The organism is Caballeronia pedi (genome assembly GCF_001544915.2).
Classification (GTDB): Bacteria; Pseudomonadota; Gammaproteobacteria; order Burkholderiales; family Burkholderiaceae; genus Caballeronia; species Caballeronia pedi.
The window spans coordinates 1-22,641 of the sequence record NZ_FCOE02000004.1 but is presented as its reverse complement, the minus strand read 5'-3'; the positions used below and the strand labels follow the sequence as shown (position 1 = coordinate 22,641).

Below are 22,641 nucleotides of genomic sequence, written 5' to 3'. Positions count from 1 at the left end.
GTATTCAGGCGGCCAGAGCGGACGCAGGCTCCAGCCGTTGCAGGGCGGTCGCGATCCGGTCGCATGCGCGGCCGTCGCCATAGGGATTCGCGCCACGGCTCATCGCCGCGTACGCATCGGCGTCGCGCAGCAGATGCGTGACGTTCTCGACGATCGCGCGCGTGTCCGTGCCGACGAGCTTCACCACGCCCGCATCGACCGCTTCCTGACGCTCGGTGGTCTCGCGCATCACGAGCACCGGCTTCGCGAGTGAAGGTGCTTCTTCCTGAATGCCGCCCGAATCGGTCAGGATGAGATCGGCGCGATCCATCAGCCGCACGAACGGCAGATAGTCGAGCGGCTCGATCAGATGAACATTGCCGATGCCCGTCAGAAAGCGATTCACCGGCTCGCGCACGTTCGGGTTCAGATGCACCGGATACACGATGTCGACATCCGGCGACGCATGCGCGACCTGTGCGAGGGCGGCGCAGATCCGCTCGAAGCCGCCACCGAAGCTCTCGCGTCGATGTCCTGTAACGAGCACGAGCCGTCGGCCGGGCGCGAACGATGGCAATGCCCGATCGGCGTGTGCGCGCAATGCCTCGTCGTTCGCCAGACGTTCACGCACCTGTAGCAGCGCATCGATGACCGTGTTGCCCGTCACGACGATGGACTCATCGCGTACGCCTTCGGCGAGCAGGTTGTCGCGCGCACGGCCGGTCGGCGCGAAATGCAGCGACGCCAGCGCGCCAGTCAGCTTGCGGTTCGCTTCCTCGGGCCACGGCGACGTCAGATTTCCGGTGCGCAAGCCCGCCTCGACATGCCCGACGGCGATGCGCTGATAGAACGCGGCGAGCGTCGTCGCCATCGTGGTGGTCGTGTCGCCGTGCACGAGAACCATGTCCGGGCGATACGTCGAAAGCACGTCGCGCATGCCGCTGAGAATCGCGGCGGTGACGTCATAAAGATCCTGCCCGCGCTTCATGATGTTCAGATCGAAGTCGGGGTGGATATCGAACAGCGCGAGCACCTGGTCGAGCATCTCGCGATGCTGGCCTGTGACGCACACGCGGCACTCGATGCCGTCCTCGCGTGCCAGACGCTTGACGAGTGGCGCCATCTTGATTGCCTCGGGACGCGTACCGAATGTAAACAGCAGTTTCTTCACAGAAGTGAGCCTATTGAGATTCGTGAGCAGTCGCGTTTCACTCGGTGCGACTCGCATACTGAGAAAACGCCCCATACGCCATCCCGCGCGCCGGCGTATCGGTAAGCAGTACGCCATCCACCTGCACACCCGCACTGGCAAGCTGACGCGAGGTCTGACGCAGCTCCGCCGCAGTATGGAAACCATGACGCGCGACGAGCAGCGTCGCGCCCGCATGTCTGCCGATCAACCCGGAATCGGTCACCGCCAGCACAGGCGGCGAATCGATGATCACGAAGTCATAGCGCGCGCGCAGTTCGTCGAGCACGCGCACGAAGCGCTCGCGCATCAACAGTTCGGCGGGCAGATCGGGGGCGGCGCCGCCGGTGATCACATCGAGATTTGGCAGCGCGTCGCGATGAATCACGGCATCCAGTTCGGTGCCGTTCAGCAGTTCCGCGAGCCCCGGCTTGCGAGGCAGTGCGAACATGCGATTGAGATCGCCACGGCGCATGTCGCCGTCGATCAGCAGCACGCGCTGACCGCCCGCCGCGAGCACGGTCGCAAAATTGGCCGACACGAACGACTTGCCGATACCCGGACGCGGTCCCGTCACCATGATCACGTTGTTGCGCGGCTTCATCACGCCGAACTGCAGCGCGGTGCGCAAGCTTCGCAAGCCTTCGATTGCGACATCGTTCGGCGCGACATCGGCGAGCACTTGCGGCTTGATCGTCATGCGACGGCGCGACGTCTGAAGCGACGCTTGTCGCTCGGAGTGCGAGATGATCGCGTAGACCGGCAGGTCGAGCGCCTGCTCGATTTCCGCGGGCGTTTCGAGGCCGCGATTGAACATGCGCCGCGCGAGCGCGAGCGCGCAGCCGGCCATGAGACCGAGCGCGACGGAAAGCGCAAGAGCTAGCGCCTTCTTCGGTGCGACGGGTTTCTCCGGCGTCACCGCATAGTCCACGGTGCGGACGTTGCCGAGCTGCCCCGCCTTCAGCACGCGCAGCTGTTGCGTGCTGTTGAGCAGGCTCGTATAGAGATCGTTGCTGACCTTCACGTCGCGCAGCAGGCGCACGGCATCCTGCTGCACCGACGGCAGCGTGTTGATCTGCTTCTCGGTCTCTCCGGACTGCTGCTGCAATTCGCCGATGCGCGCATCGATCGCAACGACGGAAGGATGCATCGCGGTATAGCGCTGCACGAGATCCACGCGCTGCTGCTGCAATTCGATGATCTTGGAGCGGTTCTCGACGACCATCTGCAACAGCAGCTTGCTTTGCTCTTCCAGATCGACCGCGCCGTTCTTCGCGCGAAACGCGTTGTAGCGCGCTTCGGCGCGATCGAGGTCGGCGCGCAGTTGCGGCAATTGATCGCCGAGGAACGCGAGCATCTGTTGCGCCTGCGCGGACTTGCGGTCGACGTTGCGTTGCACGTAGAGCGTCGCAATGGTGTTGACGGTCGTCGTCACGCGTTGGGCGTCCGGGCCGTCGAGCGACATGCCGATGATGCCCGACTGCTTCGTCTTCTCGCTGATCGTGAGCGCCTTCTGCAAATCCGCGATGGTCTGCTGCGTCGATGCACGCTTCAAGTCGAAACGCGTGCCGGGACGCGCGAGCAGCGATGTCACCAGCAGCTTGACGGGGCCGTCGCTGCCTTGCGCCGTGGCCGTTTCACCGACGCGGCCGCGCAGGACGGTCATGCCATCGGGACCTTGCAGCTCGTAGCGCTCGCCTTCGCCGGCGATCAGCGTGAATGTCTTGTCGAAGAGGCGCGGTGACACGTCGAAGGCCGAGACGCCGATGCGCTCGCCGCCCCACGCGTAACTTCCGAGTCCGAGCGGCGCGCTCGCGAGGCCGTCGCCGGCGGTGTAGCGGACATAGGGCGCGCCAACGAGCGGCACATAGTGCGGACGCGCATCGATATCGAGATGCAGCCGCGAAACCGCATCGCCGACCACCATGCGCGAGCGCATCAGTTCGATTTCCGCATCGGCGCTCGCCTTGCTCTGAAACAGGGCCGCGAGGTCGCCGAGCTTGTCGTTCAGCGTGCCGGTGCCGCTGTCGTCGTCGACCTGAATGAGTGCGTCGGCGCGATAGGTCGGCGTCCAGAGAAACGCGTATAGCGATCCGGCCGCGAGCGTGCACGCAGTGACGATCGCGATCAGCCCGCGACGCTCGCGCAACACGGAGACGATCTCCGAGAGGCGGATTTCATCGTCGCCGGCCGCGGGTTCTGGCGCGGAAGGTTTGAGGATCATGTCGTTCATCGTTGTGCCGCCAGCGTGCGGGTCCATTGCGAGACGCCTTCTTGGATCTGGGCGAAGGCCAGGTCGAACACGGCGCGGTGCCGCTGGTAGGGATCGGTGATGTCCGCGCCGTGTTCGTCGCAGAGACGAAACACCTTGCCGCGCGTCGACGGAAACGTCGTCTCGACCCATTCGCGCTGCGGCTTGGTCATCGTGAGAATCAGATCCGCGGCGCGGGCGAGCGGCGCATCGAGTTGCGTGGCGACGTGCGCATCGAGCGCGATGCCGTGCTCACGCGCCAAATCGGCGACGACCGCATCGGCAGGCGCGCCCACCAGCGCGTGCGTACCCGCCGACATCACGTCGAGATGCGGCAACTCCCGCTTGAGCAACGCCGCCGCCAGCGGGCTGCGGCAGATATTCCCTTCGCACACCATCAACACCGAGCCGATCATTTCGCGATCACCCCCGCCGTGAGCCCAGTGCTGATCAACGGCATCAGCAAACTGATCACGCGGTTGAAGCGCACGAGCCCGCTGCCATCGACATACACAACGTCCTTCGGCTGCAGCTCGAACTCGTTCGCCACGAGCATCGACACGGGCGAGCGGCTGTCGAGGTGATACACGCGCGCAGCATCGCCGCCCGGGCGGATCACGAACATCTGCGCGGTGTCCGCCGTGGCCGAGTTGATGCTGCCCACCTGCGAGAGCGCATCCGCGAGCGTGAGCCGGCCGTCGCGGCGTGGCGCCGCCGAACCTGGCTTGTTCACTTCGCCCATCACATAGACGCCGTTGTCGTCGCGCGACGTGACGCGCAGCAGGTCGCCTTCCTTCAGATACAGCTTCGACGGATTCAGCCCCTGCGCGAGCAGTTGCGGCACGTCGATCCGATATGAATCGCCGCCGCGCACCAGCACGACATCGCTTTGGTCGGCGTTGTCGTTGAAGCCGCCGGCGCGCGCGATCGCGTCGTAGAAACTGAGCGGCACGTCCGTCAGCGAGAGCGCGCCGGGGGTGTGCACCTGACCGTCGACATAGACCTGGCGCGCGCGATACGACGCCATGCGCACGGTGACCTGCGGCTTGACGAGATACGTCGAGAGGGCGGTGGCGAGTTTTTGTTGAATCTCATCGGTGCGCAATCCGGCGACCGCCAGCGTGCCCGCGTAAGGAAAGCGCAGATTGCCCTTCTGATCGACGACGAAACCGGCCGCCGGATCGCTCGTCTTCGCGGGCGCCTGACTCTGGCCAGCGCCTTGCGCAGCCGCGAGTTCCGGGTGATCCCAGACGACGATCTGCAGCACGTCGCCCGCGCCGACCGTGTAGGCCTTCGGCGCGCCGAACAGCCGCTTCGCCTGCTGGTCCTGATTCATCTTGCGTCGATCGGCATCGCGCCTGACGAGCGCGAGATCGAGTTCCGTGACGGGAATCGCGGGCGTCGCCGCAGTGGCTTCGATGTGCGGACCGGCATCGCCGCCGCTCGCGGTCGCATCGCCGCTGACCGGCATGCGGAAACCGGGCGCGAACGCGCACGCGCTCAACATCGCCGCCAACGCGATGGCCACTGCGGTCCGTGGAAAGAAGTGCTTCATGGAAGGGTCCTGCGAGTCAATACGCATTGCGATGAACGAAGCCCCGCACGACGGTCGCGAGCACGATGCGCATGTCGAGCGCGAACGACCAGTTGCTGAGGTAATAGAGATCGTGTTCGACCCGCCGCTGCATCTTGTGGACGGAATCGGTCTCGCCGCGCAGTCCGTTGATCTGTGCCCAGCCGGTGATGCCCGGCTTGATGCGGTAGCGGTGGATGTAGCCGTCGACGACATGCTGATAGAGCGCGTCGTGCTCCATCGCGTGCGGACGGGGACCGACGACCGACATCTGGCCGCGCAGCACATTGAAGAACTGCGGCAGTTCGTCGAGGCTCGTGCGGCGCAGGAACGCGCCGACGCGCGTGACGCGCGGATCGTCGCGCGTCGCCTGCACGACGAGGCCGTCGTCCGTCGCGTGCGTGTGCATCGTGCGGAACTTGTAGATGTCGAAAGGCGTGCCGTTCGCGCCCTGGCGCCGCTGCCTGAACAGCACGGGACCCGGCGACGACAACTTGACGGCCAGCGCGATCCCGACGAGCACGGGCGACATGCCGACGACCGCACAAACGGAGAAGATCCGGTCGAAGATCGCCTTGCTGGCGAGCGCGCGCGCCGTGAGCGGCGCCGCGACGAGATTGATCGCGAACGTGGCGTCGAGGCGGGCGGCTTCGCCGCGAAAACGCGTGAGCTGGTCGATCTCCGGCACGAAGCGAATGTTCAGCAGGTCGTCGCGGAAGACGTCGAGAAAGCGCAGCAGCGCGGCTTCGTCCGTGAGCGGCAGCGCGAGCCATAACTCGTCGATGCGTTGCGCGCGCACATGCGCGGCGAAACCGTCGAGATCCGTCGCGCCGGAATCGGCGTCCATGTCGAAGAGGGCGTCGACGCGGCACGCCGAATCGGGCATGGCGCCGATGCTCTGCACGAAGGCCGCGCAACGCGCGCCGCGCCCGACCACCGCCACCGATACGCGACGCACACGGCGCGTACCCGCGATCCGGTCGATGAGGCGGCAGAGCATCACGCCGATGGCCGTCGGCAGGAACAGGCCGGCGAGCCATGCGTGCGAAGGCTGGTATTCGCCGTGCATCCACTTGATCAGGCACACCGCGCCGGCCTCGCAGAGCACCCAGCCGAGCGCAGGAAGAAGCACGGCGCGCGGCAGCGATGCGCGACGCGTCGGGCTTTTCACATAGAACCCGGACAACGCGCTCCACGCGAAGACGATCGCGAAAGCGGCAACCGCGCTGTCATAGCCGGCGGTGACGCCCTGGCCGAAATTCCGTTGGGCCGCGAGCGCGCTGGCCGCGACGACGATTGTCTCGAGCAGGCGAAGCAGCAGGTCAGGCCCTGCGGGCAAGGCGAGCAAATGGGAGTAACTCGGCAGACGCATGACGGAGTCGGTGGCGAAAAACCAGTTCGTCGACGTCCGCGCGACGCGGCGCACACGGCGAACCGATACCCTCGGTCAGCTTGAAAAGCACGCGATGCTTTCCTAGAACAACGAGGGCGCCAGAGTCTGAGTCAGGCTGCCTGCAAGCAGATATAGGCGCGTTCCGAATTGCCGCCAAATGTCAGCAACATGTAGACGCGCGTCTACGAAATTGGAGAAATGTATGCCGCGAAGTAAGAATGCGGCCGGGAGGAGAGGGAAGGGGAGGTGTTGCCAGCGTGCGTGCGTGCCGCGGTTTTGTTACGCGGCATGCACACAGGTGAAGCGCGGTCGTTCAGATGAACATCAGCCAGTTGAGCAGAAAAATATTGGTGATCAAAAGGGTGAGCGCGGTCGGCACCTGCACCTTGATCACCGCGTTCTTGTCCGGCAACTCCAGTAACGCCGCTGGAACGATGTTGAAGTTCGCGGCCATCGGCGTCATCAGGGTGCCGCAGTAGCCGGAGAACATGCCAATCGCGGCCATCGTGGCGGGATTGCCGTGGAACACGCCGACGAGAATCGGCACGCCGACGCCGCCCGTCATCACCGGGAATGCGGCGAAGCCGTTGCCCATGACCATCGTGAATAGCGCCATGCCGACGACGTACACCGTCACCGCGACCAGTCGGTAGTCCATGTTCACGTAAGCCGTCGTGACGTGCGCAACCGCCTTGCCGACGCCCGCATCCGAGAACACGAGGCCGAGCATGCCGAGCATCTGCGGCAGCACGGCGGCCCACGAAAGCGCGTCGATCAGACGGCGCGTCTCGCGCATCGACTGGCCGACGGTGTCGCGCGTCATCACGCACGCAATCGCGAGCGCGATCACGCAGCCGACGCCGAAGCCGATCAGCGTCACGTTCTTCAGTTCGACCAGCGGCACGCCGCCGAACACGAGATACTTCGCGCCGAGCGTGAGGATCACGGTGACGACGGGAATCGTCAGCGCGGGCACGAACAGCTTGTTGCCGAGCCGCACGGCGCTCTGGCGGCGCGTGTCCTCGGAGAGCATCTTCGGCTTCGCGCCGGTGACGCCGTGAAAGCCCGCGATCAGCGCCATCGCCACGACAAGCACGCCGACGACCGTCACCGGAATCCAGTCGCCGAGGAGAAAGATCAGCGCGTAGATCAGCCAGAAGCCGCCCGCGGTCAGACGCCGCGGATGCGACTTGTCCGTGATGATCATGCCGCCGACCACCAGCAGGATGATGCCGACCAGATAGAACAGATAGTTGATCGTGAGCGTCATGCCTTCTCTCCCGCGACGTTGCGCGTGAGCGCGTCGAGTTCGCGCGCGAGCCTGCGGTCGAGCAGCCACAGCCGGAAGCCGTGGATCAGGAACGCGCAGATCGCGGTGGGAATGCCCCACACGGCGACGTGCATCGGCTCCACGACGATGCCCGCTTCCTTCAGGAACGTGACCATCAGCACGATCGCGCCGAACGCGACGAAGATGTCCTCACCGAAGAACAGGCCGACGTTGTCGGTGGCGGCGGAATACGCGCGCAGCTTGAAGCGCGTCGCGTCGGAGAGCTTGCCGTAACGCGCTTCGGTGGCGCCTTCGGCCATCGGCGCGAGCAGCGGGCGGACCATCTGCGGATGGCCGCCGAGACCCGTCAGTCCGACCGCCGCCGTGATTTCACGCACGAACAGATAGACGATCAGCAGACGCCCGGCCGTCGCCGCCTTGATGCTCGAAATCCACATCTGCGCGCGCTCGCGCAGGCCGTGCCGTTCGAGCAGGCCGATCACCGCGAGCGGCAGCAGGATGATGAGCGGAATGTTGCGCGTCTTCAGAAAGCCGCTGCCGATCGCGGTCAGAATGCGCTCGACGGGAAAATGCGCCGCGAAGCCGGTGATGATCGCAGCGGCGGCGACGATCAGCATCGGATTGAAACGCAGCACGAAACCTATGATGATGACGGCCACGCCGATGAGCGGCCATAAATTGACAGGGGTTGCCATGAGTTCTCCAAACGATATCGACATCACGCCTCGTACCGGGCGCGTGGTTTTACCACATGCGGCTCTTTTGCCTGCCAGGGCCGCTTGTTGAAACGCCCCGGCTGGACGGGGCGTTCAATTCTTCGATGAGCGCCTCAGGCGGCGGCGTGCGCGGCGCGGACTTCGATGCCCGCGTCCGCCAGCGCGCCGCGAATGCGCCGCGCGAATTCCAGCGCGTGCGCGCCGTCGCCATGCAGGCAGATCGTCTGCGCGTTGAGCGGCACCCATTCGCCCGACACGGCCCGCACGCGCTGCTCGCGCACCATCGCGAGCGTGCGGTCGAGCACGAGGTTTTCGTCGTCGAGCAAGGCGCCCGGCTCCTTGCGCGGCACGAGCGAGCCGTCCGCGCGATAACCGCGATCCGCGAACACTTCCTCGATCGCGATGAGGCCCACGCGCCGCGCCGCTTCGACCAGCCCGCTGTTCGCCAGCCCGAACACGAGCAGCGACGGATCGAAGTCATGGACGGCGGAGACGATCGCATCGGCGATTTCGGTGCTTTTCGCGGCCTGGTTATAGAGCGCGCCGTGCGGCTTCACGTGCGCGATGCGACCGCCCTCGGCCTGCGCGATCGCCGACAGCGCGCCGAGTTGATACAGCACGCCCGCATAGATTTCCTCGGGCGGCAGATCCATTTCCCTGCGGCCGAAGTTCTCGGGATCGTTGAAGCTCGGATGCGCGCCGATGGCCACGCCCTTTTCGACGGCCCAGCGCACGCAATCGCGCATCGCGGTGGCGCCGCCGGCGTGCCAGCCGCACGCGATGTTCGCGGAACTCACGAGATCGAGCAGCGCTTCATCGGAGCCGCAGCCTTCGCCGAGATCGGCATTGAGATCGATTTCCATGATGTTTTTGCAGTCGTTCCGTTGAATGTTGGGTGTGATGCGCCGCGTCTCGCGCACGGCTTGCGATTCAGGAGCCAGCGCGCGCGATGCGTTCCTCGTGCATCGCGATGGCCGTTTCCACCTGGCTCACGTATTGCCGCTCGTCGGCGAGCGCGTGGCGCGCCTCTTCCACCGACGTTTCGATGAAGCGCACGCCGCCATTCAACTTCACTTGCGCGAGCTTCCACAAATCCGCCTTGATCACCGCGCCCATCTTCGGATAGCCGCCGGTGGTCTGCGCATCGCCCATCAGGACGATCGGCTGGCCGTTCGGCGGCACCTGGATCGTGCCGGGCAACACCGCGTGCGACAGCAGCTCGATCTTCTCCCTGCGTTCGAGCGCCGTGCCCGCGAGGCGAAAACCCATGCGGTTGCTGTTCGGCGTGATCGTCCATTCCTCGTTCCAGAAGCTGTCGTGCGCCGCGTCGCTGAAACTGTCGTACTCCGGGCCGCGCAGCACGCGGATCGGCACCGCCCACGCGAGGCCCGGCGCATGACGGCCGCGCCGCACGGGTTCGTCGACGAGCACGAACTTGCACCACGCCGGCGCCTTCACGCCGAACGCGGGCTCGTCCGGCGAAAACGCAATGCCCTTGTGCGGCTGCGGCACGCCGACCGGCAGGCGGTCGCCGTCGCGCAGCGCGCGCCCGCCGAGGCCGCCGAAGCACGCGGCGAGATCGGTCGAGCGCGAGCCGAGCATCGGCAGGACGTCGATGCCGCCCGCGATGCTCACGTAGGCGCGCATGCCGCGCTTCGCCCCGCGCAGCGTCAGTTCCTGGCCCGCACGCACCGGCAGGCTCCACCACGAATAAACGGGCTTGTCGTCGAGCGTCGCGCCAAAATCGGTGCCGGTAATGGCGACGCGCGTCGCGTGCTTGAAGCGCAGCACTGTCGGCCCGAAGGTCACCTCGATGCCCGCCGCATCCGGCCGGTTCCCGACGATGCGATTGCCGATTTCCAGCGACAGCGCGTCGAGCGCCCCGCCCGAGCTCACGCCGAGATGCCGGTAGCCGCGTCGGCCGAGGTCCTGCACGGACGTGAGCACGCCCGCGCGAATTACGTCGATCATGCGCGCACCTCCAGCGCCGTGAAGCGCACGCGGTCGCCGGGCTGCATCAGCGTCGGCGGGTTTCTGGCCGGATCGAAGAGCTTCAGCTCAGTGCGCCCGAGCAATTGCCAGCCGCCCGGCGACACCGCCGGATAGATGCCCGTCTGCGCCCCGCCGATTCCCACCGATCCCGCCGGCACTTCGAGACGCGGCTCAGCCCGGCGCGGCATGGCGAGCGCCGGATCGAGCCCGCCGAGATACGCGAAACCCGGTTGAAAGCCGAGAAAGAACACGACGTATTCGGCTTCCGTATGACGTTTCACCACTTCGTCGACGGAGAGACCCGTGTGCTTCGCGAGCGCGGCGAGATCCGGGCCGTCGGCGCCGCCGTAGCGCACCGGAATCTCGATTTGCGCGCTGTCCATATCGGGCGTCCCGGCGGCGTCCCAGCCGGTTTCCAGTTGCGCGGCGAGCGTTTCGTAGTCCGCTTCGAGCGGGTCGAACACGATCGTCAGGTTGTTCATGCCCGGCACCACTTCGACGACGTGCGGCATGAGACGCGCGTGCTCAGCCAGCGCCCAGAAGCGGCGCTGGCAGTCGAGTGTGGCGGGCGGCGCGGCTTCGCACACGAGCGCGGTGTCGCCGAGCGGATGAATTCGTGGTGTTGTCATGCCTCTGATTTGCCTTTGCAGGATGCGAAACTCGTCGATTCGATGAGCTTCGCGTCGTCGCAGAATGTTACATTGTCAATAAATTATCAAGAAATTATCAATTCACGTTTTCGCCGACGCGTCTCATTGCTCGCAAAAATGACGTTGCGCTACACTCCAACGCACTCCAAACCGGTCATCGCCATGCCGCGCAATCCCACCAAGATCGTTTCGTCCGAGCATCTCGTCTCCGAAGCCAGCGCGGAACTCTCGGAATTCGAGTACGGCCTCATCATGGCGGGCAACGCGTTCAATCGCTGGATGGTGCGCTGCATGTCCGCGGCGGGCGCGAAGGACATGACGGCGGTGGAAGTGTCGCTGCTGCATCACGTGAGCCATCGCGACCGCAAGAAGAAGCTCGCCGACATCTGCTTCGTGCTGAACATCGAGGACACGCACGTTGCTACGTATGCACTGAAGAAACTCGTCGCTCGCGGCTATGTGCAAAGCGAGAAAATTGGCAAGGAAGTGTTCTTCTCCGCGACCCCGGCGGGGCGCGAGCTGTGCGGCAAGTATCGCGACGTGCGCGAGGCGTGTCTCATCGAGACGCTGCGCGAGAGCGGCCTCACCAACGAGCAGATCGGCGAGGCCGCGCAATTGATGCGCAATGCGTCCGGTCTCTACGATACCGCCGCGCGCGCGGCGGCCTCGCTTTAGCGTCTAATAGATCGCGGATTCGGTGACGATCGCGTCGAGCGGCATGTCGTGGACCTCGCGCGGCAGCGCGCCGCACTTGCCCGATTCGTACGCGATGCCAATCGTCGCCGGCCGAGCGCCATTCGGCCACGCGGCGAGCGTGCGATCGTAATAACCGCCACCGTAACCCAGCCGATATCGATCCGCATCGAAACCGACGCACGGAATCAGCAGCAGTTCCGGCACCACGACCTTTTCTTCAGCGGGCACTGGAATCCGGTAACGGCCTTCCTTCATCGGCGCGTGCGTGTTCCACGCGTGGAAAACCATCGGCGCATGGGGTTTGACGACCACCGGCAGCGCGGCGCCGCGAGCTCCATCGGCGGCGAGCCAGTGCGCGAGCGCTTCGCGTGCGTCGAATTCGCCCGCGACCGGCCAGTAAAAGCCCACGCATCGCGCGACGTGCCGCGCGAGCAGTTCCTGAATGCGCGCTGCGAGCGCCTCGTTCTTCGCGGCCTGGGCGGCTTGCTCGCTCTGCGCCTCGCGGGTCGCGAGAAGCGTGGCGCGCAAGGCGCTTTTGGGCTCGCTCTTGGGTTTGTCGCAAACGTTGCGTGCTATGCTTTCCTCCGATCTCAGGACTCGGTTCAAGACCATTCGCGCTCCAGAAATAACGATGTCAAAACGCCTCAAACGAGTATATCTCGCGGTCAGCGCAGCCCTTGCCGCAGCGACGCTCGTCGCGTGCGGCACGGCTTCCGCCGTCCGTCCCGACGCTGACCTGTCGCCCACGTCCGACGACCGCATCTTCATGCAGCTGCGCGATGCCGCGCGCGCGAACGATGCGGGCAAGGCCGCCGTGCTCGCATCGCAGATTCCGGACTACCCGGCGCCGAGCTATATCGAATACTTCACGATCAAGCCGCAGCTTTTCGATTCGCAAGGCCACGCGCGCATCGACGCGCCCGACGCGCCGGTGCTTTCGTTCCTGCAGCGCTACGACGGCCAGGCGATCGCCGACCGCATGCGCAACGACTATCTCGTCGTGCTCGGCAGCCGTCACGACTGGAAGAACTTCGAGCAGCAATACGCCCGTTTCGTTCTCAACGACGACACGCAGGTCAAGTGCTACGCGCTCGAAGCGCGTCTGTCGCGCGGCGAAAACATCGCGGACGCGGCGCGCGCGCTGCTCGTCGAGCCGAAATGGTACGGCGACGGCTGCGTCGATCTGATCGGCGCGCTCGCGGAGTCGGGCCAGTTCACGAGCGACGACATCTGGCAGCAGATCCGTCTCGCCTACGAGCAGAACTACACGACCACCGGTTCGAACATCGTCGAGGCGCTCGGTCAGGAAAAACCGAAGGACTCGCTGTTCGACGACGCCGTCAACAAGCCGCCGCTCTATCTCGCGCGCGGCGTGATGCCGAACACGCCGGCGCATCAGTTGACGCTGCTCGCGGTCACGCGCATGGCTCGCAACGATCCGGCGATGGCCGCCGCCACGTTCAGTTCCGTCGCGCCGAGCCTGACGCCGACTGAGCGCGCGACCGGCTGGGGCACGATCGGCTATCAGGCGGCGCTCAAGCGCATGCCGGCGGCGGCGGACTGGTATCGGCTGTCGGCGAACGCGCCATTGTCGAACCCGGCGTACGAATGGCGCACGCGCAGCGCGCTGCTCGCCGGCGACTGGAACATGGTGCGCTGGTCGATCGAGCAGATGCCGCCGACGCTGCGCGCGCAGCCGTCGTGGGTCTACTGGCACGGGCGCGCCGTGAAGCAGGCCGGCGACACGGCCACGGCGAATCAGGAATTCCAGACCATCGCGGATCAGTACAACTTCTACGGGCAACTCGCGCTCGAAGAACTCGGCCAGAAGATCACCGTGCCGCCGCGCACAACTGTATCGGACGCCGAGATCGCGCAGATGCAGTCCGTGCCGGGCTTCGCGCTGTCGCAGCGTTTTTACGCGCTGAACATGCGTCTCGAAGGCAACCGCGAATGGAACTGGCCGCTGCGCACCATGACCGACCGGCAACTGATCGCCGCCGCGCAGTACGCGAAACGTATCGAGATGTTCGACCGCACCGTCAACACCGCCGACAAGACGAAGGCCGAGCACGATTTCTCGCTGCGTTATCTGTCGCCGTTCCGCGATATCGTCGAGCGCGACGCGCAGAACACCGGTCTTGACATCGAATGGGCGTATGGCCTGATCCGCCAGGAATCGCGCTTCATCATCAACGCGCGTTCGGAAGTCGGCGCGGGCGGTCTCATGCAGTTGATGCCGGGCACGGCGCAACTCGTCGCGAAGAAGATCGGCCTCGGTCCGGTATCGCGCGCGCAGATGAACGATATCAACACCAATATCCTGCTCGGCACGAATTACCTGTCGATGATCTACAATCAATTCGACAACTCGGCCGTGCTCGCCACCGCCGGCTATAACGCCGGTCCGGGCCGCCCGAGCCAGTGGCGTCAGGGCTTGCGCGCTCCGGTCGAGGGCGCGGTTTTTGCTGAAACCATCCCATTCACCGAGACACGCGATTACGTGAAGAACGTGCTGTCGAACACCGTGTATTACGCTGCGCTGTTCGAAGGCCGTCCGCAGTCGTTGAAGGCGCGTCTGGGCTATATCGCTCCCTGACCGGCCCGAAGCGAACCTCACGCCCGCGCGTCGCACGACAGGACGCGCGGGCGTTTTCATTTTCGGCCCGCCGTTCTGAACCGAACCCGCATCCGTCAGGCCGCGACCCAAGAGGCGAACCATGCGACACCAACAAGTAGCGCTGATCGGCGGTTCGGGTTTCATCGGCAGCCATCTCATCAATGCGCTCGTCGATCTCGGCAAGACCGTGCGCGTCGCGACCCGCCGGCGCGCAACCGCCGCGCATCTCACGCTGTTGCCCATCGATGTCATCGAAACCGATGTGCACGATCCCGTGCAACTCGCCGCGTTCATCGATCAGAGCGATGCAGTGATCAATCTCGTCGGCATTCTTCAGGGGCGGCGCGACGATCCCTACGGGCCGGATTTCGCGAAAGCGCATGTCGAGTTGCCGCGCAAGATTGCCGCCGCGTGCGAGGCGAAGGGCGTGCGGCGTCTGCTGCACATGAGCGCGATCGGCGCCGACCCGCAAGGCCCGAGCATGTACCTGCGCTCGAAGGGCGACGGCGAGAAGATCATCCGCGAGTCGGGACTGGACTGGACGATCTTCCGCAGTTCCGTGGTGTTCGGGCCCGAGGACAACCTGCTCAACCAGTTTGCGTTTCTGGAGCGCATGTTCCCGGTCATCCCGCTCGCATGCGCCGATGCGCAGTTTCAGCCCGTGTTCGTCGGCGATGTGGCGAAAGGGATGGTCAACGTGCTCGACCTCGACGCCGCCAACGGCCACGTCTACGAACTCGCGGGTCCCAGCGTCTACACGCTCGCGGAACTCGTGCGCTTCGCGGGCGCGACCATCGGCAAGCATTCGCGCATCATCAAGCTGCCGGAGAGCCTCGGCCGTCTACAGGCGATGACCATGGAAATGGCGCCCGGCCAGCCGATCATCTCGCGCGACAATCTCGATTCGATGAAGACGCCGAACATCGCGAGCGGGCCGCTCGCGCCGGAACTGGGCATCGACGAGCCAGCGAGCATCGAGACGATCGCGCCGCTGTATCTGACCGGCAACGCGTCGCGCTCGCGCTTCAACGCTTACCGCGCAACCGCGCATCGTTAATTCTCTTTTTTTGATCGCATGAAACTCGTTATCGGTGACAAGTTCAATTCTTCCTGGTCGATGCGGCCGTGGGTGCTGCTCGAACATTTCGGCATCCCGTTCGACGAAGTGCTGATTCGCCTCGGCCAGCCCGACACGAAATCGAAGATTCTCGCGGTCTCGCCGTCGGGCAAGGTGCCGTGCCTCGTCACCGATTCCGGCGCTGCCGTGTGGGAATCGCTTGCGATCGTCGAGACGATCGCCGAGCTGCACCCCCAGCATGCGATGTGGCCGCGCGACGGCGCCGCCCGCGCGCATGCGCGCAGCATCAGCGCGGAGATGCACGCGGGCTTCGCGGACCTGCGCCAGAACATGCCGATGGAAATCACGACGCACGCGCCGGGCACGGGCGCGACGCCGGGCGCGCTCGCGAACATCGCGCGCATCGAGGCGATCTGGGCGGAGTGCCTGGCGAAGTGGGGCGGACCGTTCCTGTTCGGCGATGAATTCGGCATCGCGGACGCGATGTTCGCGCCGGTCGTCATGCGCTTCAATACCTACGCGCCTGAACTGAGCGCGACGTCGCTCGACTATGCGAAGCGCATCACGGCGCTGCCGGCGGTCGCGGCGTGGATCGACGGCGCGCGCGAGGAAGCGCGATGAATATCTACGCAGTCGGCGGCGCGATCCGGGACGAATTGCTCGGCGTGCCGGTGGTGGATCGCGATTATGTCGTCGTGGGCGCGACGCCCGAGCAGATGGTGGCGCAGGGGTATCGCCCGGTGGGGAAGGACTTTCCGGTGTTTCTGCATCCCGAGACGCACGAGGAATACGCGCTCGCGCGCACCGAGCGCAAGACGGCGGCGGGCTATCACGGCTTCCAGTTCTACTATTCGCCGGACGTCACGCTGGAGGAGGATCTCGCGCGGCGCGATCTCACGATCAACGCGATGGCGCGCGAGGTCACGCCAGCGGGCGAACTGACCGGGCCGGTCATCGATCCGTTCGACGGCCAGAGCGACCTGAAGAACCGGCTGTTCCGGCATGTGGGCGATGCGTTCATCGAAGATCCGGTGCGTATTCTGCGCCTCGCGCGCTTCGCGGCGCGTTTCGCGAATTTCGATGTCGCGCCGGAAACCGCCGAGCTGATGCAGAAGATGGTCGCGGCGGGCGAAGTCGATGCGCTGGTGCCCGAGCGCGTGTGGCAGGAAGTGTCGCGTGGTTTGATGGAGAAGAAGCCGTCGCGCATGTTCGAGGTGTTGCGCGGCTGCGGCGCGCTGGTGCGGATTCTTCCCGAAGTCGATGCGCTGTGGGGCGTGCCGCAGCGCGCGGATTATCACCCGGAAGTGGACACCGGCGTACATGTGATGATGGTGCTGGACTACGCCGCGTCGCAGCGGTTTGCGTTGCCGGTGCGCTTCGCCGCGCTCACTCACGATCTCGGCAAGGCGACGACGCCGGAGGATATCTTGCCGCGTCACATCGGTCATGAGGGGCGCAGCGTCGATCTCTTGCGGCCATTGTGCGAGCGGCTGCGCGTGCCGAATGAATGCCGCGATCTGGCCGTGCTGGTCGCGCGTGAGCACGGCAATATTCATCGCGTGATGGAGATGGGCGCGGCGGCGCTCGTCAGGCTCTTCGAGCGGTCGGATGCGTTGCGCAAGCCGGCGCGGTTTGCCGAGGCGCTACAGGCGTGTCTCGCCGATGCGCGTGGCAGGCTGGGGCTGGAGAAGCAGGCTTATCCGCAGGCGGAGCGGTTGCGGGAAGCGTTGGTCGCGGCGCGTGCGGTCGATGCTGGCGCGGTCGCGCAGGAGTACGCCGAGCAGCCCGCGAAGATCAAGGATGCGGTGCACGATGCGCGGGTGGCGGCGGTGAAGGGGGCGCTGGGGGCGTGAGGCCTCAAAGCGCCCGAGCAATCAGCGAAAGCAAAACCGACAACAACAACGTCGACATAAACGGAAATGAGTACTCACGTCCAAAGATCCGCAGCGTGAAATCCCCCGGCAGCCTCCCGATGCCGATTTTCTTCAGCCACGGCATCGAGCCGGACAGAATCGCGAGCGCGATAAAAGTCGTGAGCAGCCAGCGAATCATGATCGCGCACTCATAGCGTGTGAGAACGATCGCCCGCCGCGAAAGCGTCGAGCGTCCCGGGAATACTGCGCGAGAACGCGATCACCTTGAACAGCTCGCCCATCTCCGCTTCCGAAAGCAGCTTCTGCACCGCATTCGCAGCAGGCAGAAAGCGCTTGACGTCGGCAGGATCGAGATCGCTGAGCACATCGGTGATGCCGGCGTTCATCAGAAACCGCGCCTGCGACGTGAAGCCCAGCAAATCGGCGCCTGTCTCGACGCCCGCTTCCGCGATGCCCGTAAACTCCACATGCGCGGTGATGTCCTGCAAGCCGGGATACAGAAACGGATCGCCATGTGCGCGATGCCGGTAGTGGCACATCAGCGTCCCGGCTGCGCGCTGCGCATGATAAAACTCGCGCCGCGGAAAGCCATAGTCGACGAAAAACGCCGCGCCACGCGTCAGCATCGTGCAGACGGTCTTCGTGAACGCGAGCGCCGCTTCGTGCGTTTCAGTGACGTATTCGGCGAACGGTTCATCGTTCGCTTCGTCGATGGCGGCATCGATCAATTCGACTTGCGCGTCGGGTTTGATCGGCCGGTCGTCGAACGCAAAACGGCCGTCCAGCACGACAACGCCGCGCTCGTGCCACGCGCCGAGCTTGCGCACCACGAGGCGCACGGGCATCGCGTCGAGCACTTCGTTGCCGATCACGACGCCTTCGAACCGGTCGGGCAGCGCGTCGAGCCATTTCACCTTCGCGGCGAGCGCGGGCGCCTGCTTTTCGATGGTCTCGCGCTGGCGCGCACGCAACTCGCCGGAGAGATCGACGATCGCGTAGCTGTCGAACGGCACATCGAGATCGGCGAGCGCGGTCAGAAGGCCAGCCGCGAGCTTGCCGGTGCCCGCGCCGAATTCCATCAACTGCCGCGTGCCGCTTTGTCGCAAAGCCTGCGCGACGGGCCGCGCGAGCGTCGTCGCAAAAAGCGGGGACAGTTCGGGCGCGGTGACGAAGTCGCTGCCGTCCTCGGCGCGGCGGCCGAATTTCATCGCGCCACCGCCGTAATAGCCGAGGCCCGGCGCGTAAAGCGCGAGGTCCATATAGCGGTCGAACGGCAGCCAGCCGCCCGCCGCGGCGATACGTCCCCGGATCAGGTCTGTGAGCGCTTCGGACTGCGCGAGCGCATCGGCGCCCGGAGCAGGTAAACTATCGGATTGTCTGGCATTCGGATTCATCCCAGTATTGTAAATGAGCGCTTCCACGCCGTTTTCTTCCGTCAACTCGCCGTCTTCCGGCTCCGTGTCACGCTCTCGGACCGTGCTCGTCACGGGCGCGGCGAAGCGTATCGGGCGCGGCGTCGCGCTGGAATTCGCGCGGCAGGGCTGGGACGTCGCCGTGCACTATGGCGGCTCGGCGCTCGATGCGCGCGAAACCGTCGCGGATATCGAGGCGCTGGGACGCCGCGCGGTCGCGCTGAAGGCGGATCTGGGTGTCGAGGCCGAAGTGGAGCGGCTCGTGCCCGCGTGCGTCGAAACGTTCGGCGGACTGAACTGCGTCGTGAACTGCGCATCGCGCTTCGACGAAGATACGGCGATCGACTTCGGCTACGCGAAGCTGCTTGAGATGACGGCCGTCAATGTCGCGGCGCCGCTCACGCTCGCGCGGATGCTGCACGCGATCACGCCCGATACCGCAGCCGATGACGATGCGCAACGTGGCGTCGTCATCAACGTGCTCGACCAGAAGCTGTACAACATGAATCCGGATTACCTGTCGTACACGCTGACGAAGGCGGCGCTCGACAACGCCACCGTCGCGCTGGCGCAGGCGCTGGGGCCGAAGCTGCGTGTCGTCGGCCTGGCGCCGGGCCTGACGCTGATTTCCGCCGGGCAGACGCCCGCGTCGTTCGAGGCGGCGCATCGCGTGACGCCGCTCAACCGCGCATCGACGGTGGAGGACGTGGCGCAGGCCGCCTGCTATCTCGCGAACGCGCACGGCGTGAACGGCACGACGCTCGTCGTCGATGGCGGCCAGCACCTGGTGCCGAGCCCGCGCGACGTGATGTACATGATCGGCGCGCAAAAGCCCTGAAACGCGCTCACTGAATACTGGAACTCATATGCTTGCCGCACTTTCGCATCCCCGGCTGACCGATTGCCGGAGGCTTTTTCTGCGTGACTACGAAGTTCGCATCAACATCGGCGTGCATGACTTCGAGAAGCGCGGCGAGCAACGCGTCGTGATCAACGTCGAACTGTACGTGCCGCTCGCGCTGTCGACGCCCGTCGCGGACAAACTGTCCGAAGTGGTCGATTACGACTTCATGCGATCGACTATCGCTGCGCGCGTGAAGCAGGGCCATATCCACTTGCAGGAAACGCTGTGCGACGACGTCGCCGCGGCTCTGCTCGCGCATCCGAACGTGCGCGCGGTGGCCGTATCGACGGAAAAGCCCGACGTCTATCCCGATTGCGACGCGGTCGGCGTCGAAGTCTTTCGCATCAAAGAGGAACGAGCATGAACGCGCGTGACACGATCGAAGCCGCCGAGGCACAGAAGCCCGCGCGCGAGGCGTTGACCAAGCGCCAGCAGAAGGAAGCGTACGAGAACAACAAGCTGTACAAGCGCATCGTGCGGCAGGTCGGCGAGGCGATCGGCGACTTCAACATGATCGAGCACGGCGACAAGGTCATGGTGTGCCTGTCGGGCGGCAAGGACAGCTACGCGATGCTCGACGTCCTGATGCGCCTGCGCGAGCGCGCGCCAATCGACTTCGAACTCGTCGCCGTCAATCTCGACCAGAAGCAGCCGGGCTTTCCGGAGCACGTCCTGCCGGATTACCTGAGCAAGCTCGATATTCCGTTTCACATCGAGAATCAGGACACGTACAGCATCGTCAAGCGCCTGGTGCCGGAAGGCAAGACCACATGCTCGCTGTGCTCGCGCCTGCGTCGCGGCATCCTGTATCGCGTGGCGGGCGAGCTCGGCGCGACCAAGATCGCGCTCGGGCATCATCGCGACGACATCCTGCAAACGCTGCTGCTCAACATGTTCTACGGCGGCAAGCTCAAGGGCATGCCGCCCAAGCTGCAATCCGACGACGGCAAGAACGTCGTGATCCGTCCGCTCGCGTATGTGAAGGAGACCGATCTCGAAAAGTACGCCGAACTGCGCGAATTCCCGATCATCCCGTGCAATCTGTGCGGCAGCCAACCGAACCTGAAGCGCGCGGAAATGAAGGCGCTGATCCGCGAATGGGACAAGCGTTTCCCCGGGCGCGTGGAGAATATGTTCAACGCGCTGTCGAACGTGGTGCCGTCGCATCTGATGGACAGCGCGCTGTTTCCGTTCGCCGGCCTGCGCGCGACCGGCGAAGCCGATCCGCAAGGCGATATCGCGTTCGACGAAGAACCGTGTGCAAGCGAACCGTCAGGATCGCCCGGCGCGGTTTCAATCGTGCAGTTCGACGATCTGTAACCTTTATCCAATAAGGCGCAGCGTGGGTTTCGCCGCATTGCGCCAAAGAGCCGCGTGATAAATTGGCGGCTCGTCATACCAGCAAGGCTCCCAGCGATGAACATCGTGATTCTGGCTGCCGGCATGGGCAAGCGCATGCGCTCCGCCCTGCCGAAAGTACTCCATTCCCTGGCGGGCAAGCCGTTGCTCGCCCACGTGATCGATACGGCGCGCACGCTCTCGCCGACGCGTCTCGTCGTCGTCGTCGGGCACGGCGCGGACAAGGTCCGCGAGGCCGTCGGCGCGCCGGACGTGCAATTCGCGCTGCAGGACAAGCAGCTCGGCACGGGCCACGCGGTGCAGCAGGCGCTGCCGTTGCTCGATCCTTCGGTTCCCACGCTCGTGCTGTATGGCGACGTGCCGCTCACGCGCGCGAGCACGCTAGAACGCCTGATCGAGGCCGCGGGCGCCGAGCGTTACGGCGTGCTTACCGTGACCGTCGGCGATCCGACCGGCTACGGGCGCATCGTGCGCGACGCTTCGGGCAAGGTGAAGAAGATCGTCGAGCAGAAGGATGCGAGCGAGGAAGAGCGGCGCATCGCGGAAATCAACACCGGCATCGTGATCACGCCGACGCGCACGCTCGAAACGTGGCTCGCGTCGCTGAGGAACAACAACGCGCAAGGCGAGTTCTATCTGACGGACGTGGTCGAGCGCGCCATCGACGCGGGTGTCGAAGTGGTCACCGCGCAGCCGGACGCCGAATGGGAAACGCTCGGCGTGAACAGCAAGATTCAGCTCGCGGAACTGGAGCGCATCCACCAGCGCAACGTGGCGAACGCATTGCTCGACGCCGGCGTGACGCTGATGGACCCGGCGCGCATCGACGTGCGCGGCACGCTCGAATGCGGCGCGGACGTGTCGATCGACGTGAATTGCGTGTTCGAAGGGCGCGTGACGCTCGCCGACAATGTGACGATCGGCCCGAACTGCGTGATCCGCGACGCCACGATCGGCGCAGGCACGCGTGTCGATGCGTACACGCACATCGAAGGCGGCACGACCGGCGCGAACGTCGTGCTCGGTCCGTACGCGCGGCTGCGTCCGGGCGCGAAGCTCGGCGATGAAGCGCATATCGGCAACTTCGTCGAGGTGAAGAACGCGGTGCTCGGGCGCGGCTCGAAGGCGAACCATCTCACCTATATCGGCGATACGGATATCGGCGCGCGCGTGAACGTGGGCGCGGGCACGATCACCTGCAACTACGACGGCGCGAACAAGCATCGCACCGTGATCGAGGACGACGTGTTCATCGGCTCGGACACGCAACTCGTCGCGCCAGTGCGCGTGGGCCGCGGCGTGACCATCGCGGCGGGCACGACGGTGTGGAAAGATGTCGGCGAAGGCGAGCTGGTGCTCAACGAGAAGACGCAGGTGAGCAAGACGGGCTATGTACGCCCGGTGAAGAAGAAGTCGTAAGGCTGTCGAGAGATTCAGCCCAACGCGCGCGGCGCTTCGTGCACCGCGCTTTCGAATGCAAGTTTCAAAGGATGAACGTCCATGTGCGGAATTGTCGGCGCGGTAGCGCAACGTAACATCGTCTCGGTGCTGGTCGAAGGTCTGCGCCGCCTCGAGTATCGCGGCTACGACTCGTGCGGCGTGGCCGTGCTGAGCCACGGCGAGCCGCGCCGCGCGCGCAGTGTCGCGCGTGTGTCCGATCTCGA

Annotated in this window: 22 protein-coding genes; 9 read left to right on the top strand and 13 right to left on the bottom strand. The window is 65.2% G+C overall.

Annotated elements, in window-relative coordinates:
- Positions 1–4: 4 nt before the first annotated feature.
- From wecB to pxpB, 10 genes are all read right to left on the bottom strand, one after another.
- Positions 5–1,150 carry a non-hydrolyzing UDP-N-acetylglucosamine 2-epimerase gene (gene wecB / locus AWB80_RS07220; RefSeq protein WP_208635623.1) on the bottom strand — a complete coding sequence of 382 codons (1,146 nt, stop codon included), beginning with the start codon at positions 1,148–1,150 and terminating at the stop codon, positions 5–7.
- 37 nt (positions 1,151–1,187) lie between these two features.
- Complete coding sequence (locus AWB80_RS07215; RefSeq protein WP_061174304.1) at positions 1,188–3,401, bottom strand: polysaccharide biosynthesis tyrosine autokinase; 2,214 nt, start codon at positions 3,399–3,401, stop codon at positions 1,188–1,190.
- On the bottom strand, positions 3,398–3,835 hold the full coding sequence (locus AWB80_RS07210) for a low molecular weight protein-tyrosine-phosphatase (protein ID WP_061173976.1): 438 nt from the start codon (positions 3,833–3,835) through the stop codon (positions 3,398–3,400). Before AWB80_RS07210 ends, AWB80_RS07215 begins: the two co-directional genes overlap by 4 nt.
- Positions 3,832–4,974 (bottom strand): polysaccharide biosynthesis/export family protein, encoded by a 1,143-nt coding sequence (locus AWB80_RS07205; protein ID WP_061173975.1) that lies wholly within the window; start codon positions 4,972–4,974, stop codon positions 3,832–3,834. The genes AWB80_RS07210 and AWB80_RS07205 overlap by 4 nt, the downstream gene beginning before the upstream one ends.
- Positions 4,975–4,990: 16 nt before the next feature.
- Positions 4,991–6,364, bottom strand: a complete 1,374-nt coding sequence (locus AWB80_RS07200; protein WP_061174303.1) for an undecaprenyl-phosphate glucose phosphotransferase — start codon at positions 6,362–6,364, stop codon at positions 4,991–4,993.
- Positions 6,365–6,698: 334 nt separating this feature from the next.
- Complete coding sequence (locus AWB80_RS07195) at positions 6,699–7,655, bottom strand: DUF979 domain-containing protein (RefSeq protein WP_061173974.1); 957 nt, start codon at positions 7,653–7,655, stop codon at positions 6,699–6,701.
- A complete protein-coding gene (locus AWB80_RS07190; protein ID WP_061173973.1) occupies positions 7,652–8,371 on the bottom strand; it encodes a DUF969 domain-containing protein in 720 nt (239 codons plus the stop codon). The genes AWB80_RS07195 and AWB80_RS07190 overlap by 4 nt, the downstream gene beginning before the upstream one ends.
- 134 nt (positions 8,372–8,505) lie before the next feature.
- On the bottom strand, positions 8,506–9,255 hold the full coding sequence (pxpA, locus tag AWB80_RS07185; protein WP_061174302.1) for a 5-oxoprolinase subunit PxpA: 750 nt from the start codon (positions 9,253–9,255) through the stop codon (positions 8,506–8,508).
- A gap of 67 nt (positions 9,256–9,322) precedes the next feature.
- Entirely contained in the window at positions 9,323–10,363 is a 1,041-nt protein-coding gene (locus AWB80_RS07180; RefSeq protein WP_061173972.1) for a 5-oxoprolinase subunit C family protein, read from the bottom strand.
- Positions 10,360–11,013 (bottom strand): 5-oxoprolinase subunit PxpB, encoded by a 654-nt coding sequence (pxpB, locus tag AWB80_RS07175; RefSeq protein ID WP_061173971.1) that lies wholly within the window; start codon positions 11,011–11,013, stop codon positions 10,360–10,362. Before pxpB ends, AWB80_RS07180 begins: the two co-directional genes overlap by 4 nt.
- Before the next feature lie 183 nt (positions 11,014–11,196).
- Between pxpB and AWB80_RS07170 the strand changes: the two genes are divergently transcribed.
- Positions 11,197–11,709, top strand: a complete 513-nt coding sequence (locus AWB80_RS07170; RefSeq protein ID WP_061174301.1) for a winged helix DNA-binding protein — start codon at positions 11,197–11,199, stop codon at positions 11,707–11,709.
- Positions 11,710–11,712: 3 nt separating this feature from the next.
- Here the strand turns inward: AWB80_RS07170 and AWB80_RS07165 are convergent, their stop codons facing one another.
- Positions 11,713–12,342, bottom strand: coding sequence for a 5-formyltetrahydrofolate cyclo-ligase (locus AWB80_RS07165; protein WP_061173970.1), 630 nt, complete (start codon positions 12,340–12,342; stop codon positions 11,713–11,715).
- Between the two features lie 19 nt (positions 12,343–12,361).
- On the opposite strand from AWB80_RS07165, the gene AWB80_RS07160 reads away from it, so the two are divergent.
- The 4 genes from AWB80_RS07160 (at position 12,362) to AWB80_RS07145 (ending at position 17,281) form a co-directional block, all read left to right on the top strand.
- Positions 12,362–14,329, top strand: coding sequence for a lytic transglycosylase domain-containing protein (locus AWB80_RS07160; RefSeq protein WP_061173969.1), 1,968 nt, complete (start codon positions 12,362–12,364; stop codon positions 14,327–14,329).
- 121 nt (positions 14,330–14,450) lie between these two features.
- The gene (locus AWB80_RS07155) at positions 14,451–15,407 is read left to right on the top strand and encodes a complex I NDUFA9 subunit family protein (protein ID WP_061173968.1); all 957 of its coding nucleotides are present in this window, start codon (positions 14,451–14,453) and stop codon (positions 15,405–15,407) included.
- An 18-nt stretch (positions 15,408–15,425) separates the two neighbouring features.
- Positions 15,426–16,049, top strand: a complete 624-nt coding sequence (locus tag AWB80_RS07150) for a glutathione S-transferase family protein (RefSeq protein WP_061173967.1) — start codon at positions 15,426–15,428, stop codon at positions 16,047–16,049.
- Positions 16,046–17,281, top strand: a complete 1,236-nt coding sequence (locus tag AWB80_RS07145) for a multifunctional CCA addition/repair protein (protein WP_061173966.1) — start codon at positions 16,046–16,048, stop codon at positions 17,279–17,281. The genes AWB80_RS07150 and AWB80_RS07145 overlap by 4 nt, the downstream gene beginning before the upstream one ends.
- A 4-nt stretch (positions 17,282–17,285) precedes the next feature.
- Here AWB80_RS07145 and AWB80_RS07140 read toward each other — a convergent pair whose 3' ends face one another.
- Both AWB80_RS07140 and AWB80_RS07135 read right to left on the bottom strand, forming a co-directional pair.
- Complete coding sequence (locus tag AWB80_RS07140) at positions 17,286–17,480, bottom strand: DUF2905 domain-containing protein (protein ID WP_061173965.1); 195 nt, start codon at positions 17,478–17,480, stop codon at positions 17,286–17,288.
- 10 nt (positions 17,481–17,490) lie between these two features.
- Positions 17,491–18,696: a class I SAM-dependent methyltransferase gene (locus AWB80_RS07135; protein ID WP_061173964.1), complete on the bottom strand. Its 1,206-nt coding sequence runs from the start codon at positions 18,694–18,696 to the stop codon at positions 17,491–17,493.
- A 13-nt stretch (positions 18,697–18,709) separates the two neighbouring features.
- Here AWB80_RS07135 and AWB80_RS07130 point away from each other — a divergent pair, with 13 nt between their 5' ends.
- The 4 genes from AWB80_RS07130 to glmU all read left to right on the top strand — a co-directional run bounded on the left by AWB80_RS07130 (position 18,710) and on the right by glmU (position 22,396).
- The gene (locus AWB80_RS07130) at positions 18,710–19,552 is read left to right on the top strand and encodes an SDR family oxidoreductase (protein WP_061173963.1); all 843 of its coding nucleotides are present in this window, start codon (positions 18,710–18,712) and stop codon (positions 19,550–19,552) included.
- Positions 19,553–19,580: 28 nt separating this feature from the next.
- On the top strand, positions 19,581–19,982 hold the full coding sequence (locus tag AWB80_RS07125; protein WP_061173962.1) for a dihydroneopterin aldolase: 402 nt from the start codon (positions 19,581–19,583) through the stop codon (positions 19,980–19,982).
- Entirely contained in the window at positions 19,979–20,938 is a 960-nt protein-coding gene (gene ttcA, locus AWB80_RS07120) for a tRNA 2-thiocytidine(32) synthetase TtcA (protein ID WP_061173961.1), read from the top strand. Before AWB80_RS07125 ends, ttcA begins: the two co-directional genes overlap by 4 nt.
- A 96-nt stretch (positions 20,939–21,034) precedes the next feature.
- Entirely contained in the window at positions 21,035–22,396 is a 1,362-nt protein-coding gene (glmU, locus tag AWB80_RS07115; protein WP_061173960.1) for a bifunctional UDP-N-acetylglucosamine diphosphorylase/glucosamine-1-phosphate N-acetyltransferase GlmU, read from the top strand.
- Positions 22,397–22,641: the final 245 nt, after the last annotated feature.